This window comes from Modestobacter sp. NPDC049651 (genome assembly GCF_040659695.1).
Lineage (GTDB): Bacteria > Actinomycetota > Actinomycetes > Mycobacteriales > Geodermatophilaceae > Modestobacter.
This window is the reverse complement of record NZ_JBFAOG010000016.1, coordinates 73,695-89,920: the sequence shown is the minus strand read 5'-3', so window position 1 is coordinate 89,920 and position 16,226 is coordinate 73,695. Positions and strand designations below refer to the sequence as shown.

Annotated in this window: 15 protein-coding genes; 1 reads left to right on the top strand and 14 read right to left on the bottom strand. The window is 75.8% G+C overall.

What is annotated here, in order from left to right:
• Positions 1-337 precede the first annotated feature (337 nt).
• From lgt to AB0J00_RS18480, 13 genes are all read right to left on the bottom strand, one after another.
• Positions 338-1,303 carry a prolipoprotein diacylglyceryl transferase gene (gene lgt / locus AB0J00_RS18540; RefSeq protein ID WP_357747541.1) on the bottom strand — a complete coding sequence of 322 codons (966 nt, stop codon included), beginning with the start codon at positions 1,301-1,303 and terminating at the stop codon, positions 338-340.
• Positions 1,300-2,097, bottom strand: coding sequence for a tryptophan synthase subunit alpha (gene trpA, locus AB0J00_RS18535; protein ID WP_357747538.1), 798 nt, complete (start codon positions 2,095-2,097; stop codon positions 1,300-1,302). Before trpA ends, lgt begins: the two co-directional genes overlap by 4 nt.
• Positions 2,094-3,404, bottom strand: coding sequence for a tryptophan synthase subunit beta (gene trpB, locus AB0J00_RS18530; protein ID WP_357747567.1), 1,311 nt, complete (start codon positions 3,402-3,404; stop codon positions 2,094-2,096). The genes trpA and trpB overlap by 4 nt, the downstream gene beginning before the upstream one ends.
• 64 nt (positions 3,405-3,468) lie before the next feature.
• Positions 3,469-4,278, bottom strand: a complete 810-nt coding sequence (trpC, locus tag AB0J00_RS18525; protein WP_357747535.1) for an indole-3-glycerol phosphate synthase TrpC — start codon at positions 4,276-4,278, stop codon at positions 3,469-3,471.
• 123 nt (positions 4,279-4,401) lie between these two features.
• Positions 4,402-5,046, bottom strand: coding sequence for a Trp biosynthesis-associated membrane protein (locus tag AB0J00_RS18520; protein WP_357747532.1), 645 nt, complete (start codon positions 5,044-5,046; stop codon positions 4,402-4,404).
• The gene (locus AB0J00_RS18515; RefSeq protein ID WP_357747529.1) at positions 5,043-6,539 is read right to left on the bottom strand and encodes an anthranilate synthase component I; all 1,497 of its coding nucleotides are present in this window, start codon (positions 6,537-6,539) and stop codon (positions 5,043-5,045) included. Before AB0J00_RS18515 ends, AB0J00_RS18520 begins: the two co-directional genes overlap by 4 nt.
• On the bottom strand, positions 6,526-6,885 hold the full coding sequence (gene hisI / locus AB0J00_RS18510) for a phosphoribosyl-AMP cyclohydrolase (RefSeq protein WP_357747526.1): 360 nt from the start codon (positions 6,883-6,885) through the stop codon (positions 6,526-6,528). The genes AB0J00_RS18515 and hisI overlap by 14 nt, the downstream gene beginning before the upstream one ends.
• A gap of 23 nt (positions 6,886-6,908) precedes the next feature.
• The gene (locus tag AB0J00_RS18505) at positions 6,909-7,544 is read right to left on the bottom strand and encodes a hypothetical protein (protein ID WP_357747523.1); all 636 of its coding nucleotides are present in this window, start codon (positions 7,542-7,544) and stop codon (positions 6,909-6,911) included.
• Positions 7,545-7,568: 24 nt separating this feature from the next.
• Positions 7,569-9,242 (bottom strand): FAD-binding dehydrogenase, encoded by a 1,674-nt coding sequence (locus AB0J00_RS18500; protein ID WP_357747520.1) that lies wholly within the window; start codon positions 9,240-9,242, stop codon positions 7,569-7,571.
• Between the two features lie 10 nt (positions 9,243-9,252).
• Positions 9,253-9,729 (bottom strand): hypothetical protein, encoded by a 477-nt coding sequence (locus AB0J00_RS18495; protein WP_357747517.1) that lies wholly within the window; start codon positions 9,727-9,729, stop codon positions 9,253-9,255.
• A 41-nt stretch (positions 9,730-9,770) separates the two neighbouring features.
• Entirely contained in the window at positions 9,771-10,160 is a 390-nt protein-coding gene (locus tag AB0J00_RS18490) for a hypothetical protein (RefSeq protein ID WP_357747514.1), read from the bottom strand.
• Between the two features lie 45 nt (positions 10,161-10,205).
• Complete coding sequence (locus AB0J00_RS18485; RefSeq protein ID WP_357747512.1) at positions 10,206-12,011, bottom strand: ABC transporter ATP-binding protein; 1,806 nt, start codon at positions 12,009-12,011, stop codon at positions 10,206-10,208.
• Positions 12,008-13,855: an ABC transporter ATP-binding protein gene (locus AB0J00_RS18480; protein WP_357747510.1), complete on the bottom strand. Its 1,848-nt coding sequence runs from the start codon at positions 13,853-13,855 to the stop codon at positions 12,008-12,010. Before AB0J00_RS18480 ends, AB0J00_RS18485 begins: the two co-directional genes overlap by 4 nt.
• A gap of 119 nt (positions 13,856-13,974) precedes the next feature.
• Between AB0J00_RS18480 and AB0J00_RS18475 the strand changes: the two genes are divergently transcribed.
• Positions 13,975-14,589 carry a TIGR03085 family metal-binding protein gene (locus tag AB0J00_RS18475; protein WP_357747508.1) on the top strand — a complete coding sequence of 205 codons (615 nt, stop codon included), beginning with the start codon at positions 13,975-13,977 and terminating at the stop codon, positions 14,587-14,589.
• A gap of 62 nt (positions 14,590-14,651) precedes the next feature.
• On the opposite strand, the gene AB0J00_RS18470 is transcribed toward AB0J00_RS18475, so the two are convergent.
• Positions 14,652-16,079, bottom strand: coding sequence for a hypothetical protein (locus AB0J00_RS18470; RefSeq protein WP_357747506.1), 1,428 nt, complete (start codon positions 16,077-16,079; stop codon positions 14,652-14,654).
• Positions 16,080-16,226: the final 147 nt, after the last annotated feature.

The window sequence follows — 16,226 nt, the reverse complement described above, 5'->3', positions numbered from 1 at the left end:
TGGTCAGAGCGGGTGGGTCGTGCGAGGAGGACCTGGGCGGGGGGAGCCGCTGCGGTCTGACGGGTGGGACGTCCGCGGTCCGGCGGGACACGGTGCGTCCGCCCGGCCCGGGGCGTCCCGCGCGCCCGCGGGGGCTGGTGGCCGCGGGCGGTGGTGCGCGGGGCGTCGTGCTCGGGGCGTCGCTGGCCCGGTTCCGACGGGTTCGACCGACCCAGGATCGCCGGGACGGTTGCGCTCAGCGTACACAGCGGGCACCCCGGGTCGACATGTCCGGCAGATGTCGCACATGTCTCCTCCGGGAGACGCGCCACACCCTCCCGGAGGCCGTCCGGCCGGGTCAGCGGGGCGGTCGGGGGGCCTGCTCGCCCCCCTCCGCCACCTTCTCCCCCGCGTCCTCGTCCCCTGCGTCGTCCGAGGTCGCGGGCGGGGTGCTCCCGATGGTCTGCGGCGCCGTGGCGCCCCCGCGGGTGATGACCTCCCGCGGCCGGCCGCGCTGCCAGACCAGGTACGCCACCGCGAGCACGAAGACGACGATCGAGGTGAACACGTTGAGCCGCAGGCCCAGGAAGTGCTCGGCGGTGTCGATGCGCAGCAGCTCGATCCAGAACCGGCCCAGGCAGTAGGCGGCGACGTACAGCGCGAACGCCCGGCCGTGCGAGAGCCGGAAGCGGCGGTCGGCCCAGATGACCAGGACCGCGACCAGCACGTCCCAGACCAGCTCGTACAGGAACGTCGGGTGGAAGGTGCCCAGCACCGTCGTCGTCCCGCCCGGGCAGGTCTGCGCGCGCCCCGCGCCGGAGTCCCAGCAGTGCACGGTCAGCGCCCAGGGCAGGTCGGTCGCCTTGCCGTAGAGCTCGTTGTTGAACCAGTTGCCGAGCCGGCCGACCGCCTGGGCGAGCACGATGCCCGGCGCGATCGCGTCGGCGAACGCCGGCAGCGGGATCCCGCGCCGCCGGCAGCCGATCCAGGCACCGAGCGCGCCCAGGGCGATGGCGCCCCAGATGCCCAGGCCGCCCTCCCAGATGGCCAGCGCCCGGACCGGGTCACCCCCCTTGCCGAAGTACGGCTCCGGGGTGGTGATGACGTGGTAGAGCCGGCCGCCGACGATGCCGAACGGGACCGCCCACACGGCGATGTCCAGCACGTCGCCGGGCTTGCCGCCGCGGGCCACCCAGCGCCGCTCGGACAGCCAGCAGGCGACCAGGATGCCGGCGATGATGCACAGCGCGTAGGCCCGCAGCGGGAACGGGCCGACGTCCCAGACCCCCTGGGTGGGGCTGGGGATCGCGGCCAGCGCGGTCATGCCGGCACCCCGGCGCGGCGGACCCCCTCGGCCAGCTCGGCCGACAGCCGCCGGACGCCGGCGGGGCCGCGGCCCTCGAGCAGCTCCCGGACGTACGCGGAGCCGACGATGACGCCGTCGGCGAAGGCGGCGACCTCGGCGGCCTGGTCGCCGTCGGAGACGCCCAGCCCGACGCAGACCGGCACCTGCGCGACCTCGCGGGTGCGCGCGACCAGCCGCTCGGCGGCGTCGCCGACGGTGGCCCGGGTGCCGGTGACCCCCATCGTCGAGGCGGCGTAGACGAAGCCGCGGCAGGCCGCGGCGGTGGCCGCGAGCCGGGCGTCGGTGGACGACGGCGCGACGAGGAACACCCGGTCACCGCCGGTGCGGTCGGTCGCGGCGAGCCACGGGCCGGCCTCCTCGGGGATGAGGTCGGGGGTGATCGCCCCCGCTCCCCCGGCAGCTGCCAGGTCGTCGGCGAACCGGTCCACGCCGTAGCGCTCGATGGGGTTCCAGTAGCTCATCACCACCGGGACGGCGCCGGCGTCGGCGACCGCCCGGACGGCGCGCAGCACGTCGGCCATGCCCACGCCGGCCCGCACGGCGACGTCCACGGCCTGCTGGATGACCGGGCCGTCCATCCCCGGGTCGCTGTACGGCACGCCGATCTCGACGATGTCCGCACCACCCTCGACGGCGGCGACCATCGCCTCGATCGAGCCCGGCACGTCCGGGTACCCCACGGGGAGGTAGGCGATCAGCGCCGCCCGCCCCTCGGCCCGGGCGGCCTCGATCCTGTTGTGCAGGGCGCTCATGCCCGGTCCCCCACGGTGTCGTCGTCGGCGGTGCCCAGCGGCGGTCCCGGCTCGGCACCCCGGCCGGCCTCGACCGCCCGGTCGTCCTCGTCGGTCGGGGCGGTGTGCTCCCCGAGACCGAACCAGGCACTCGCAGTCTCCACGTCCTTGTCGCCGCGGCCGGAGAGGTTGACCAGCAGCAGCGCGTCGGGCCCGAGCTCGCGACCGACCTGCATGGCACCGGCCAGCGCGTGCGCCGACTCGATCGCCGGGATGATGCCCTCGGTGCGGCAGAGCAGGGCGAAGGCCTCCATGGCCTGCTCGTCGGTGACCGGGCGGTACTCGGCGCGGCCGATGTCGTGCAGGTAGGAGTGCTCCGGGCCGACGCCCGGGTAGTCCAGGCCGGCGGAGATCGAGTGCGACTCGACGGTCTGGCCGTTGGCGTCCTGCAGCAGGTAGGACCGGGCGCCGTGCAGCACCCCCGGGTCGCCGCCGGTGATCGAGGCGGCGTGCCGGCCGGTCTCGACGCCGTCGCCGCCGGCCTCCAGGCCGATCAGCCGCACGCCCTCGTCGGGCACGAAGGCGGTGAAGATGCCGATGGCGTTCGAGCCGCCGCCGACGCAGGCCAGGACGGCGTCCGGCAGCCGGTCGAGGCGGCCGAGCACCTGCTCGCGCGCCTCGTCGCCGATGACCCGCTGGAAGTCGCGGACCATCGCCGGGAACGGGTGCGGGCCGGCGACGGTGCCGAACACGTAGTTGGTGGTCTCGACGTTGGTCACCCAGTCGCGGAACGCCTCGTTGATGGCGTCCTTGAGGGTGCGCGAGCCGGTGGTCACCGGGACGACCTCGGCGCCGAGCAACCGCATCCGGGCGACGTTGAGCGCCTGGCGGCGGGTGTCCTCCTCGCCCATGTACACGGTGCAGGACAGCCCCATCAGGGCCGCGGCGGTCGCGGTGGCGACGCCGTGCTGGCCGGCGCCTGTCTCGGCGATGACCCGGGTCTTGCCGATCCGCTTGGTCAGCAGCGCCTGGCCCAGCACGTTGTTGATCTTGTGCGAGCCGGTGTGGTTGAGGTCCTCGCGCTTGAGGTACACGGTGGCGCCGCCGCAGTGCTCGGCGAACTTCGGCACCTCGGTGATCGGGCTGGGCCGGCCGGTGTAGTCGCGCTGGAGGCGGGCGAACTCCTCGAGGAAGGCCGGGTCGACCCGCATCGCCTCGTACGCCTCGGTGAGGTCGTCGAGAGCGGCGACCAGCGCCTCGGGGACGAACCGGCCGCCGAACTTCCCGAAGTGGCCCGCGGCGTCCGGCCAGCCCGGCCGCGCCGGCAGCTCGCGGACGTCGGGGGCCGGGTTCTGAGCCGAGAGGGTCACGCCCCTAGTGTCGCGCGCCCGGTCACCGCGTGGTGCGAGGGGTCGCCGGGTGCGAGCCGGCGGTCACCAGGTCGGCCACCGCCTGGCGCGCGTCGCCGGCGGTGACCAGGCCCTCGCCGACCAGCACCGCGTCGGCACCGGCCGCCGCGTAGCTGATCAGGTCGTGCGGCCCGCGGACGCCGGACTCGGCGATCTTGACGACCTCGCTGGGCAGCCCCGGCGCGATCCGCTCGAAGGTGGACCGGTCGACCGACAGCGTGGTCAGGTCGCGGGCGTTGACGCCGATCACCGAGGCACCCGCGGCCAGCGCGCGGTCGGCCTCGGCCTCGCTGTGCACCTCGACCAGCGCGGTCATGCCCAGCGACTCGACCCGCTCCAGCAGGCCGGTGAGCACCGGCTGCTCGAGCGCGGCGACGATCAGCAGCACCAGGTCGGCGCCGAAGGCGCGGGCCTCGTGCACCTGGTAGCTGCTGACCACGAAGTCCTTGTTCAGCACCGGTACGTCGACGGCGGCGCGGACGGCGGCCAGGTCGGCGTGCGAGCCGCCGAAGCGCCGGCCCTCGGTGAGCACGCTGATCACCCGGGCACCGCCGGCGGCGTACTGGGCGGCCAGCGCGGCGGGGTCGGTGATCTCGGCCAGCGCGCCCTTGCTCGGGCTGCGCCGCTTGACCTCGGCGATCACCCCGACACCGGGGGCGCGCAGCGCGGCCAGCGCGTCCAGCGCCGGGCGGGCGTCCTGGGCGGCGGCCTGCACGTCGGCCAGCGGGCGCAGCGCCTGGCGGGCCGCCACGTCCTCCCGGACCCCGGCGACGATCTCGTCGAGGACGCTCATCGGAGGAAACCCTCAGCATCGGTCACGGGACGCCTCCTCACCAGTCGATAGGCAGAGATCACTCTAGAGACGCCCCGGTCCGGTCCCGGCCGGGGGCCGGGCGCGGCGCGCCGACCGGGGGTCCTACTCTGTCGGGTCCTCGCCCCGGTCCAGCGCCTTCCAGGCGGCGGAGTGCTCGTCCTCGGCGGTCACCGGCCGCGCCGGCTCCACGCGCTCGGCCGGCTGGGCGGCGGGCCGGCCGGTGGGCTGGTGGGGCCCGGTGCGGCCCCGCTCGTAGCGGCGTCCCATGCCCGGCCAGCCGCGGCCGCGCAGCACGACCAGGCCGCCGGCGAGCACGGCGAGCACCCCGGCCACCAGGGCCAGCGCCGGCCAGGTGTGCACCGCCTCGGTGCGCACGCCGGTCTGCCCGAGCGTGCCCGCGCCGGGGACGTCGCCCGGCTCGACGCCCAGCCGCCCGGCCAGGCCGACGGCGCCGGACCAGCCGAGCACCCCGCCGGCCACCGCGACCAGCAGTCCGACGACGGCCCGGGCCACGCCGCGCACGGCGATCACCGCGACCGCGGCGGCGAGCAGCAGCAGCCCGCAGGCCGACACCAGCGGCGCGGCCGCGCTGCCGTCGAGGACGGCGGACGTCGGGGGCAGCGGCGCCTCCCGCAGCACGGTGACGTGCGCCCACGGCTGGGACGACGCCGAGAGCGCCAGCCCGCCGGCGAGCGCGGACCCGAGGACGGCGAGGGTGAGCTCGCGCCGGGTGGTCGACCTGCTCACGGCAGTTCCCGCAGCCCCTCCGCGGTGGCGATCGCCGAGAGCACCGCGCGCGCCTTGTGCCGGGTCTCGGCCTCCTCGGTGACCGGGTCGCTGTCGGCGACGACACCGGCACCGGCCTGCACGTACGCGCGCCCGTCGTGCAGCACGGCGGTGCGCAGCGCGATCGCCATGTCCATGTCGCCGGAGGCGTCGAGGTAGCCGACCGTGCCGGAGTACAGGCCCCGCCGGGTGGGCTCGAGCGACTCGATGACCTCCATCGCCCGCGGCTTGGGCGCCCCGGAGACGGTGCCGGCGGGGAACGTCGCGTCGAAGACGTCGAGCGCGTCCCGGCCGGCCTGCACCTGCCCGCCCACGGTGCTGACCAGGTGCATGACGTGGCTGTAGCGCTCGACCCGCATGAAGTCGGCGACCTCCACGGTGCCCGGGACGCACACCCGGCCGAGGTCGTTGCGGGCCAGGTCGACCAGCATCACGTGCTCGGCGCGCTCCTTGGGGTCGGCGAGCAGCTCCTCGGTGAGCCGGACGTCGTCCTCCGGGGTGGCGCCCCGCGGGCGGGTGCCGGCCGGTGGGTGGACGACGGCCCGGTCGCCGGTCACGGTCACCAGCGCCTCCGGGGAGGAGCCGACGACGTCGAACGGCGACTCGCGGCCGGCGAACCGGAGCAGGTACATGTACGGCGAGGGGTTGGTGGCGCGCAGCACCCGGTAGAGGTCGAGCGCCGCGACGTCGGTGGCCAGCTCGAAGCGCTGGCTGAGCACGGTCTGGAACACGTCGCCGGCCTTGACGTGCTCGCGCACCCGCTCGACGCCGGCCTCGAACTCCCCCGGCGCCATGTTGGTGGTCACCGGCGGGACCTCGGCGCTGGCGAGGGTGGCCACCGCGGGCGGGGACGCGCGGTTGAGGTCGGCGGCCATCGCGTCCAGCCGGGCGACGGCGTCGTCGTAGCCGGCCGGGCCGGGCTGCAGCGCGTTGGCGATGAGCAGCACGGTCGCGTCGGTGTGGTCGAGCACGGCCAGGTCGGTGACCAGCATCAGCGCGAGCTCGGGCATGCCGAGGTCGTCGGTCGCCGACGACGGGATCCGCTCCAGCCGGCGGACGACGTCGTAGCCGAGGTAGCCCACCAGCCCGCCGGTCAGCGGCGGCAGGTCGGGGCGGCGGGGGGTGCGCAGCCGGCGGGTCAGCGTGCGCACGGCGGCCAGCGGGTCGGTGGGCAGGTCACCGGTCAGCCCGGGCAGCTCCTCCCCCAGCCACTGGGTGCGGCCGTCGCGCTCGGTCAGGACGCCGGCGCTGCGGACGCCGACGAAGCTGTACCGCGACCACTGCTTGCCCTGCTCGGCGGACTCCAGCAGCACCGTGCCGGTGCGGCCGCGGGCGAGCTTGCGGTAGATGCCGACGGCGGTCTCGCTGTCGGCCAGCAGCCGCCGGGTGACCGGGACGACCGGGCCCGGCGCCGCGTCGAACTCCGCCCGGGAGGTGGTGTCACCGAGCCGCATCGGACACCGCCAGCGGCCGGTGGAAGCAGGACCGCTCGCCGGTGTGGCAGGCCGGGCCCTCCTGGTCGACCAGGAGCAGCAGCGCGTCGCCGTCGCAGTCCAGCCGGACGTCGCGCACCCACTGCCGGTGGCCGGACGTCTCGCCCTTCACCCAGTACTCCTGCCGGCTGCGGGACCAGTAGGTGGCCCGGCCGGTGGTCAGGGTGCGGTGCAGCGCCTCGTCGTCCATCCAGGCGACCATGAGCACCTCACCGGTGTCGTGCTGCTGGACGACGGCGGCGACGAGCCCGGCGGGGTCGCGGCGCAGCAGCGCGCCGACTGCGGGGTCGAGTGCGGGAGCGGACACGCTGCTGATCGTCCCACCCGGCGTCAGGCGCCCTGCCGCCCCCGTCGTGCGCGCAGGTGGTCGCGCCCGCGGGCGGTCCAGCGGGTGAGCTCGGCCGACCAGGCGAGGCCGGCCGCGACCACGGCCAGCCCGGCGAACAGCCAGGGCAGCTGCGCCACACCGCCGTCGCTGACCAGGTCGGAGACGCCGCCGAGCGTCGACCACCACCAGCCGGCGAGGGCGAGCTGCAGCACCAGGGCGGCGAGCAGCCAGCGGCGGCGCAGCCCCAGCGCCCGGGTGGCGCCGGTGACCAGCAGGCCGATGAGCGCGAGCTGCAGGCCGGCCATGACCGGGCCGAAGCCGAGCGGCAGCTGGCCGGCGAGCGCCAGCAGGCCGCTGAGCAGCAGGCCCCACAGGGTGCCCAGGAGCACCAGCACGGCGGAGACGTAGGCCAGGACGGCGGCCGCGACCACCGTGCCCGGCCGGCGCGGCCGGGACGGCGGCGGGAGCGGAGCCCAGTGCTGGGGCGGCCCCCAGTGCGGCTGCTGCCCCCACTGCTGCTGCCCCCACTGCTGCGGCGGGGGTCCCCAGGTGGGTGCCGCCCAGACCGGCGGCCGGCCGCCCTCGTACCGCGGCGGCCCGGTGTAGGGCTCGGGTGGGTCCCAGTCGGCGGACGTCACGGCAGCATCCTCACCGGGCCATCCTCACAGGACCTCCGCCAGCGACCGCCCGGCGACCCGGCCGGAGAACAGGCAGCCGCCGAGGAAGGTGCCCTCGAGCGAGCGGTAGCCGTGCATCCCGCCGCCGCCGAACCCGGCGACCTCGCCGGCGGCGTACAGGCCTGGGAACGGCTCGCCGTCGGCGCGCAGCACCCGGCCGGCGAGGTCGGTCTCCAGCCCGCCGAGGGTCTTGCGGGTGAGCAGGTTGAGCCGGACGGCGATGAGCGGGCCGGCGTCCGGGTCGAGCAGCCGGTGCGGCTGGGCGACCCGGATGAGCTTGTCGCCGAGGAACCGGCGGGCCTGGCGCATCGCCGTCACCTGGGCGTCCTTGGTGAAGGTGTGCGCGATCTCCCGGTCGCGGGCGACGACCTCCCGCTCGACGACGGCGAGGTCCAGGTGCGGGGCGCCGCCGGTGACCCGGTTCATGCCGGCGACCAGCTCGGGCAGCGTCGGGGCGACGACGAAGTCCTCCCCCTTGTCGAGGAACGCCTGCACGGGGGCGGCGGCGCCGCTGCGCACCCGGCTGAGCAGGAGCTTGAGGTCCTTGCCGGTGAGGTCCGGGTTCTGCTCGGAGCCGGAGAGGGTGAACTCCTTCTCCACGATCTTCCGGGTGAGCACGAACCAGGTGTGCTCGTACCCGGTGGTGCCGATGTGCTCGAGCGTGCCGAGGGTGTCGAAACCGGGGAACAAGGGCACGGGCAGCCGGCGGCCGGTGGCGTCCAGCCACAGCGAGCTGGGCCCGGGGAGGATGCGGATGCCGTGCTGCGCCCAGATCGGCGAGTGGTTGGCGATGCCCTCGGTGTAGTGCCACATCCGGTCGGGGTTGATGACGTGCCCGCCGGCGTCCTGGGTGATCTGCAGCATCCGGCCGTCGACGTGCGCGGGCACCCCGGACAGCAGCCGCCGCGGCGCGGGGCCCAGCCGGGCCGGCCAGTTCCGGCGCACCAGGTCGTGGTTGCCGCCGATCCCGCCGGAGGTGACGACGACGGCCTGCGCGGCGAGCTCGAACTCCCCGACCTCGACCCGGGAGCTGGCGGTGCCGCGCTCGGCCTCGTCGTCCGGGGCGAGCAGGGTGCCCCGGACGCCCGTGACCGCGCCGTCGGTGAGCACGAGCCCGTCGACCCGGTGCCGGTGCCGCACCTCCACCCGGCCGCGCGCGACGGCGTCGGCGACCCGGCGGAGGAACGGCGCGAGGACGCCGGGCCCGGTGCCCCAGGTGATGTGGAACCGCGGCACCGAGTTGCCGTGGCCGGTGGCGGTGTAGCCGCCGCGCTCGGCCCAGCCGACGACGGGGAAGAACCGCACGCCCTGGGCGTGCAGCCAGGCGCGCTTCTCCCCCGCGGCGAACTGCAGGTAGGCCTCGGCCCACTGGCGCGGCCAGTGGTCCTCGGGCCGGTCGAAGCCAGCGGTGCCGAACCAGTCCTGGCGGGCCAGCTCGAGGGAGTCGCGCACCCGCAACCGGCGCTGCTCGGGGCTGTCGACGAGGAACAGCCCGCCGAAGGACCAGAAGGCCTGGCCGCCCAGCGCGGCCGCCGGCTCCTGCTCGACCAGCAGCACCCGCTTGCCGGCGTCAGCCAGCTCGGCGGTGGCGACCAGCCCGGCCAGCCCCGCGCCCACCACGATCACGTCGGCGTCCGTGTCCCTCTGCGCACTGCTCACCGGCCGGACGTTACTGGGCGGTACGGCCCCTGCGGTGGGTCCACGCCCGGACCGGCCGCTGCGCGGCGAGCACCAGCGCGCCCAGCGGCGCGACGAGGAGGGCCAGCACCCACCAGGTGCCGCCGGCCTGCCCGACGGCGAGGAAGAGCACCAGCAGGACGACGAGCCCGACGAGCGTCAGCGCGCCGGCGGTGGCCAGCACGGCGGCGCCCCGGGCGCGGCCGGCCAGGGTGAGCGCGGCGCCGAGGAGGGCGAGCGCCGCCAGCAGGGCGAACGGGACGAGCCACCAGCCCGCGGGCACGTCCGGGTCGGAGACGAGCACCCAGCCGAGGTAGCCGTCGACGACCGCGGTGAGCACGCCGAACACCGCGGCGAACGGCACCGGCAGCGGCCGGGCGGGGGTGGTGGGGACGGGGCCCCGGCGGGCCGGACGGCGGGCCGGAGCCGGGACGGCGCGCGGGCTGCGGCGCTGGGTCGACGTCGGCACGGTGCGCAGGTTAGGAACGGCGGTCCAGCGCCGGCTGGTGGTCAGCTGGGACTGAGCTGGGAGCGCGCGGCCACCCAGGTCCGCACCCCCGGCAGGGCGCTGAGCAGCGCGGTGGCGGCGGGCACCAGCGCGACGACGGCCAGCTCGGCGATGACGTCCTCGGTGACGCCGACGACCACCAGGAACACCGCGAGCGCCGCGGCGGGCAGCAGCAGCGCCAGCCACGACCGGCCGACGAGCAGCAGCACCGCGCCGACGACGAGCCAGGCGATCAGCAGCAGCGGCACGGTGACCACCAGCCACCCGCCGTCGTCGAACTGGCCGTTGGAGAAGGCGAGGGCGAGCAGCTCGAACAGCCCGACGCCGAAGGCGGTGAGCAGGGCGAGCGGGGCGGCCACGAGCGCGGCGGCCGGCGGACGGCGGCGGGACATGCGCGCGAACCTAAGGCCTGCGGGCCCCCGGGCGGGGGAAGCGCGTCAGGCGATCGTCTCGGGCGTGCGCCCCGACGACCGCCGCCAGGAGGCGTGCAGCCGCGCGTAGGGGCCCTCGGCGTCGACCAGCTCGTCGTGCCGGCCGCGCTGCACCACCCGGCCGGCGTCGACGACGAGCACCTCGTCGGCCCGCTCGGCGGTCGACAGCCGGTGCGCGATGGTCAGCGTGGTGCGGCCGCTGGTGAGCGTGTCCAGCGCGCGGGTGAGCGCCATCTCGGTGGCCGGGTCGACGGCGCTGGTCGCCTCGTCGAGCACCAGCAGGTCGGGGTCGGCGACGTAGGCGCGGGCGACGGCGACGAGCTGCCGCTCGCCGGCCGACAGCGACTCGCCGCGCTGGCCGACCGGCGTCGCGACGCCGTCCGGGAGGCCGCCCAGCCAGTCGCCCAGGCCGAGCTCCTCGAAGGCCGCGGTGATCTGCGCGTCGGTGAGCCCGGGCCGGCCGTAGCGGACGTTGTCGGCGACCGAGGCGTCGAAGAGGAAGCCGTCCTGCGGGACCATCACGACCCGCTCGCGCAGCGAGGAGAACGCCACCTCGTCCACGGGGACGCCACCGACGAGCACGCGGCCGCCGGTGGGGTCCATCAGCCGGGTGACCAGCTTGGCGAAGGTGGTCTTGCCCGAGCCGGTCTCGCCGACGATGGCCACCCGGGTGCGGGCGGCGATGGCCAGGTCGACGTCGGTGAGCGCCGGCCGCGCGCCGGGGGCGTAGGCGAAGGTGACGTGCTCGAAGCGGACGTCCAGCGGGCCCGGCGGCAGCGTGCGGCCCGCGGCGGGGTCGCGGACGTCGGGCTCGGTGTCCAGCACGTCGAGCACGCGGCGGAAGCCGGCGACCGCGTTCTGCGCCTCGTTGAGCACCTCGCTGGCGGTCTGCACCGGCGAGACGAACAGCGTGACGAGGAACAGGAAGGCGACCAGGGTGCCGGCGCTGATGTGCCCGCCGATCCCGAGCAGCACGCCGACGACCACGATCGCGGCGTTGGCGACGGCGGCGACGAACTCGCCGCTGACGTAGACGGCCGCGGTGGTGCGCTGGGCGCGCACGGAGGCCTCGTAGTGCCGGGTGATCGCGGTGTCGATGCGGGCCGCCGTCCGGGCGCGGATGCCGTAGGCGCGCACCGTGGGGGCGCCGACGACGGACTCGCCGACCGCGGCCAGCACGTCGCCGACCCGCTCGCGGACGATGCCGTAGACGTGCGCGAGCCGCCGGGCGAAGAACTTGATCGCGACCGCCAGCGGCACGAAGCAGACGAGCACCAGCAGCGTCAGCTGCCAGGAGTAGACCGCCATGACCACGGTGGCGACGACGAGCTGGCCGAGGCTGACCAGGCCGAGCACGCCGCCCCACTGCATGAACACCGACAGCTGGTCGACGTCGCTGGTGACCCGGGAGACCAGCGAGCCGCGGCGCTGGCCCTGCTGGTGCAGCACCGACAGGTCGTGCACGTGCCGGAACGCGCGCACCCGCAGGCCGGCGAGCGCGGTCTCGGTGGTGCGGAACAGCCGGACGTTCATCCGGTACACGGCGACGCCGGTGACGACCACGATCACGGCGCAGGCCGCCACCAGCCAGCGGACCAGCGGGAGGTCCGGGCCGCCGGGGGCGCCGAGACCGCGGTCGAGGGTCTGCTGGACGGCGATCGGCACGACCACCCGGCCGGCGGTGGCGATGAGCGAGAGGGCGAACGTGGCCGGCAGCCCCTGGCGGAACTCCGGCATCATCCGCAGGCCGCGGCGGAGCGTGGCGAGCGCGCTCTTCGGCCGCTGCTCGGTGGCGTCGAGCCCGGTGCTCATGCCGGCACCTCCTGCAGCGCGGTCGGGGAGTCCTCGGGTGGTTGGTAGGCCTGCACGAGGCGGGCGTAGCCGGGCACCTGGGCGAGCAGCTCGGCGTGGATGCCACGGGCGACGAGCCGGCCGCGGTCGATCCACACGACCTCGTCGGCCAGCGCGATGGTGGCCTGCCGGTAGGCGACGACCACGACGGTGACCGGGTGGTCGCCGGCGCGCAGCGCGTCGAGGATGCGCGCCTCGACGGCCGGGTCGACGGCGCTGGTGGCGTCGTCGAGGACCAGCAGCCGGGGACGGCGGACGACGGCGCGGGCCAGCGCGAGCCGCTGCCGCTGACCACCGGACAGGCTGGCGCCGCGCTCCCCCACCCGGGTGTCGAGGCCCTCGGGGAGGCGGCTGACGAAGTCGTCGGCGGCGGCGGTGCGCAGCGCGGCCCAGACCTCGTCGTCGTCCCAGGGTCCGCCGAGGGTGACGTTGCCGCGGACCGTGTCGTCGAAGAGGAACGTGCCCTGCGGGACGAACGCAGCCTGGGTGCTGACCTCGCCCTCGCGGAGGGTCCGCAGGTCGACGCCGTCGAGCAGCACCTGCCCGGTGGACGGGTCGACGAGGCGGACCAGCAGGCCGGCGAGCGTCGACTTGCCCGACCCGGTGGGGCCGACGACGGCGAGGGTGCGGCCGGGGGCGACGTCGAAGGTGACGCCCTCCAGGGTGGGGCGCGCGACGCCGTCGTAGCCGAAGGTGAGGTCGTCGACGGCGAGCGCGGCGCCGCCGGTGCCGGCCGGGGCGGCGTCCGGACCGTGCGGGGTCTCGCCGGTGGCGGCGAGCACGGGCGCGACCCGGTCGAAGCCGGCCAGCGCGCGGGGCAGGTCGGCGAGCACCCAGCCGATGGCCCGGATGGGCAGGGCGAGCAGGGTGAACAGGTAGGCGATGGAGACCAGCTCACCGGCGTCGGTGGCGCCGCCGGCGACCCGCTCGGCGCCGACCAGCAGGACGGCGAGGGTGCCGAGGTTGGGCAGCGCCTCCATGAGCGGGTCGAACAGGCCGCGGACCCGGCCGACGGCGACCAGACCGTCGCGCAGCTCGTAGGCGCGCTCGGCGAACCGGTCGGTCTCGGACTGCTCGCGGCCGAGGGTCTTGACGACGAGCGCGGCGTCGAAGCTCTCGTGGGCGATCTCGCTGACCTCGGCGCGCAGCTGCTGGGCGCGGGCCATGCGGGGGCTCATCACCTGGCTGTAGACGGCGTTGATGACGAAGACGAGCGGGAAGACGACGAAGCCGACGACCGCGAGCAGCGGGTCGGTGAGCAGCAGGGCCGCGACCGTGATGCCGATCATCACCAGGGCGCCGACGGCGAAGGGCAGCGGGGAGACGAAGTACCAGGCGGACTCGACGTCGGAGTTGGCGTTGGACAGCAGCTGGCCGGTGGGGTGGCGCTGGTGCCAGGACAGCGGCAGGCGGAGGTACTGGCCGGTGACGCGGCGGCGGTAGTCGGCCTGCAGCCGGTAGCTCATGATGCCGGCGAACAGCCGCCGGCCGATGATCCCGACGATCTTGAGGACGGCGACGGCCATGATCACCAGCGCGGCGAGCGTGAGGGCGGCGGCGGAGGTGTCGCCGTCGTCGTAGGCCGGGAGGACCACCCGGTCGGTGACACCGCCGACGACGTAGGCGCTGGCGACGGTCATGCCGCCGTAGAGGCTGCTCCCGAGGACGGCCCAGGTGAAGATGCCGGGCTGCTCGCGGATGGAGCGGGCGACGTGGCGGAGGCCGCGGCGGACGACGTCCTTCCGCTCGTCCGGGGCGCTCGGGCGGGTGCCCGCTGCGGGATCGGGGGTCCGGCGGCGGGACACGGATCTCCTCTTGCTCGGTGCGTGGGCGGTGCTGGCAGACTACCCGCGATCGTTACCGCGGGTAATTTCCTCGCACCCGGGTCCGTTTCCGCTGGTCGTCGGCTCGGTATCCCCGGTCGGTGACCGACTCCCCTGCGCCGTCCCGGACCGAGCGCCGCGCGCTCGCCGACCTGCTCGCGGAGGTCGGGCCTGATGCGCCCACGTGCTGCGAGGGGTGGCGGGCCCGCGACCTCGCGGCGCACGTGGTGCTGCGGGACCGGCGGCCGGACGCGGCGCCCGGGTTCGTGGTCGGCGGGCGGCTGGGCGCGTGGACCGACCGGGCGATGGCGGGTGCCGCGCAGCGGGACTTCGCGGCGCTGGTCGCGGACGTGCGCAGCGGGCCGCCCGGGTGGGTGCCCACCGCGTGGCCGGTGGTGGACCGGCTGCTCAACACCACGGAGATGGTGATCCACCACGAGGACGTGCGGCGGGCGCAGCCGGGGTGGTCGCCGCGGGAGCTGGACCGGGCCGTGCAGGACCAGCTGTGGTCGGCGGTGCCGCTGCTGGCCCGGTCGAACGCGGCCGGCGTCGACGGCGGGCTGCTCGCCCGGCGCACCGACCTGCCGGGCGGGACGTCGGTGCGCCGGCTGCGCAGCGGCTCGCCCATGACGACGGTGGCCGGGGAGCCGCTGGAGGTGCTGCTGTGGGTGAGCGGCCGGCAGGACGTGGCCCGGGTGGAGGTCACCGGCGGCTGACGCAACCAGGCCGCCCGGTGACGACGTGCGTCACCGGGCGGCCCGGGGTGGACCCGTTCGGGTCAGCCCTGCTGGGCCCGTCGCCGGGCGACCAGCGTGAGAGCCGCGCCACCGCCGAGCAGCAGCACACCGCCGACCAGCGGGACGCTCACGGCCGCGCCGGTGTAGGCCAGACCGTGGGAGCTCCCGGCAGCGGCCGGCGTGTCGGCGACCGTGAAGTCGGCGGTGACGACGAGGCCGCTGGTCTCGCCCTGCATCGTCACGCTGTGCGCCCCCGGCTCGAACCCGGCGGGCAGGGTCACCGTGAACGTCGCCACGCCGTTCGCGTCGGCGGTCGCCCAGCCGAGGTCGACGGGGGTCGAGTGCAGTACGCCGTGGACCCGCTCGCCCGGGAGGAAGCCCTCACCGGTGATGGTCTGGACCTGCCCGGGCGCGACCGAGGCCTTGGCGGCGCGCCCCGAGGCCGGAGCCGGCTGGGTCACCGGCGCGGGCTGGGTGACCGGCGCAGGCTGGGTGACCGGCGCAGGCTGGGTGACCGGCGCAGGCTGGGTGACCGGCGGGTCGGTCACGGGCGTCGAGGTGCCCGGCGTCGAGGTGCCCGGCGTCGAGGTGTCCGGCGTCGAGGTGTCCGGCGTCGAGGTGTCGGGGGTGTCGACGGGGGTGTCGATGGGGGTGCCACCGCCGCTCTGGTCGCCGCCGTCCGACGGCACGAGGGCCAGCTTCTGCATGCCGCCGCAGTCGCTCTCGTAGTAGGTGTTGCCGTCGCCGAAGAACGCCAGACCGCAGGTCCCGTTGGCCTCGCCCAGGTCGGTCAGGTCGCCGTCGGTGATCGCACCGGCGGCCAGGTCGGCCGCGTCGATGCGGTAGAGCTCATAGGTCTGGTCGTCGGTGGCGTACAGGTCGCCGTCGGCGGTCAGGTCCATGCCCCAGAACCGGTGCGGGTCGCTGAGCAGCGGGGTGGTGACGCCGTTGCTCACGCGGTAGAGCTGTCGCGTGTAGTAGTCCGTGACGTAGAGGGTGCCGTCGTCGGCGCGCTCGAGGCCCAGGGTCCCGGAGATGGGCAGGGTGGCGACCACCGTGGTCCGCGCCATCCAGCCGGCGGACTTGTAGGCGGCCGGGTTGGCGGCGAGGTCCGTGGCGTCGATCCGTCGGACGTCGGGCCCGCTGTCGAGGGTGAAGTAGATGTCCCCGTTCGGGGCGACCGCGATGCCCATGACGTCCTCGGTGCCCTGGACGATGGGGGTCGCGGTGCCGTCCGCTGTGACGGTGGAGATGCCGGTGCTCCGCTGCGCGACGTAGAGGACGTCGCCGTGGAAGTCGAGCCCGTACGGCGAGTCCACCTGCGGCGAGGCGGGCCACGCGGTCGCGGAGGCCGGAGCGGCCAGCGCGGGACCGGCCGCCGCGGTGGCGACCACGGCGCCTCCGACGGCGGTGGCGAGGAGGAGGGCGAGCCGGCGGGCGGTCGGCCCGGTGCGTCGCGACGTGCGCATGCTGGAAGTCCCGTCAGTTGCTGGAGTCTGCGTGGCCGGCGCAGAGCGCGGCAGCCACGGGGGACCGTAGGTCGGCCGCACCGCGCGGACCGGCGGACGACCCGGGCGGCCGCTGCCGAAGAAACTCCCAGGGAGTTGGCAGCTGAG

Bases quoted from the DNA above. Each gene is read 5' to 3' on its own strand.
- lgt (WP_357747541.1), bottom strand. From the start codon at position 1,303: ATGACCGCGCTGGCCGCGATCCCCAGCCCCACCCAGGGGGTCTGGGAC.
- trpA (WP_357747538.1), bottom strand. From the start codon at position 2,097: ATGAGCGCCCTGCACAACAGGATCGAGGCCGCCCGGGCCGAGGGGCGG.
- trpC (WP_357747535.1), bottom strand. From the start codon at position 4,278: ATGAGCGTCCTCGACGAGATCGTCGCCGGGGTCCGGGAGGACGTGGCG.
- AB0J00_RS18515 (WP_357747529.1), bottom strand. From the start codon at position 6,539: ATGCGGCTCGGTGACACCACCTCCCGGGCGGAGTTCGACGCGGCGCCG.
- AB0J00_RS18490 (WP_357747514.1), bottom strand. From the start codon at position 10,160: ATGTCCCGCCGCCGTCCGCCGGCCGCCGCGCTCGTGGCCGCCCCGCTC.
- AB0J00_RS18485 (WP_357747512.1), bottom strand. From the start codon at position 12,011: ATGAGCACCGGGCTCGACGCCACCGAGCAGCGGCCGAAGAGCGCGCTC.
- AB0J00_RS18470 (WP_357747506.1), bottom strand. From the start codon at position 16,079: ATGCGCACGTCGCGACGCACCGGGCCGACCGCCCGCCGGCTCGCCCTC.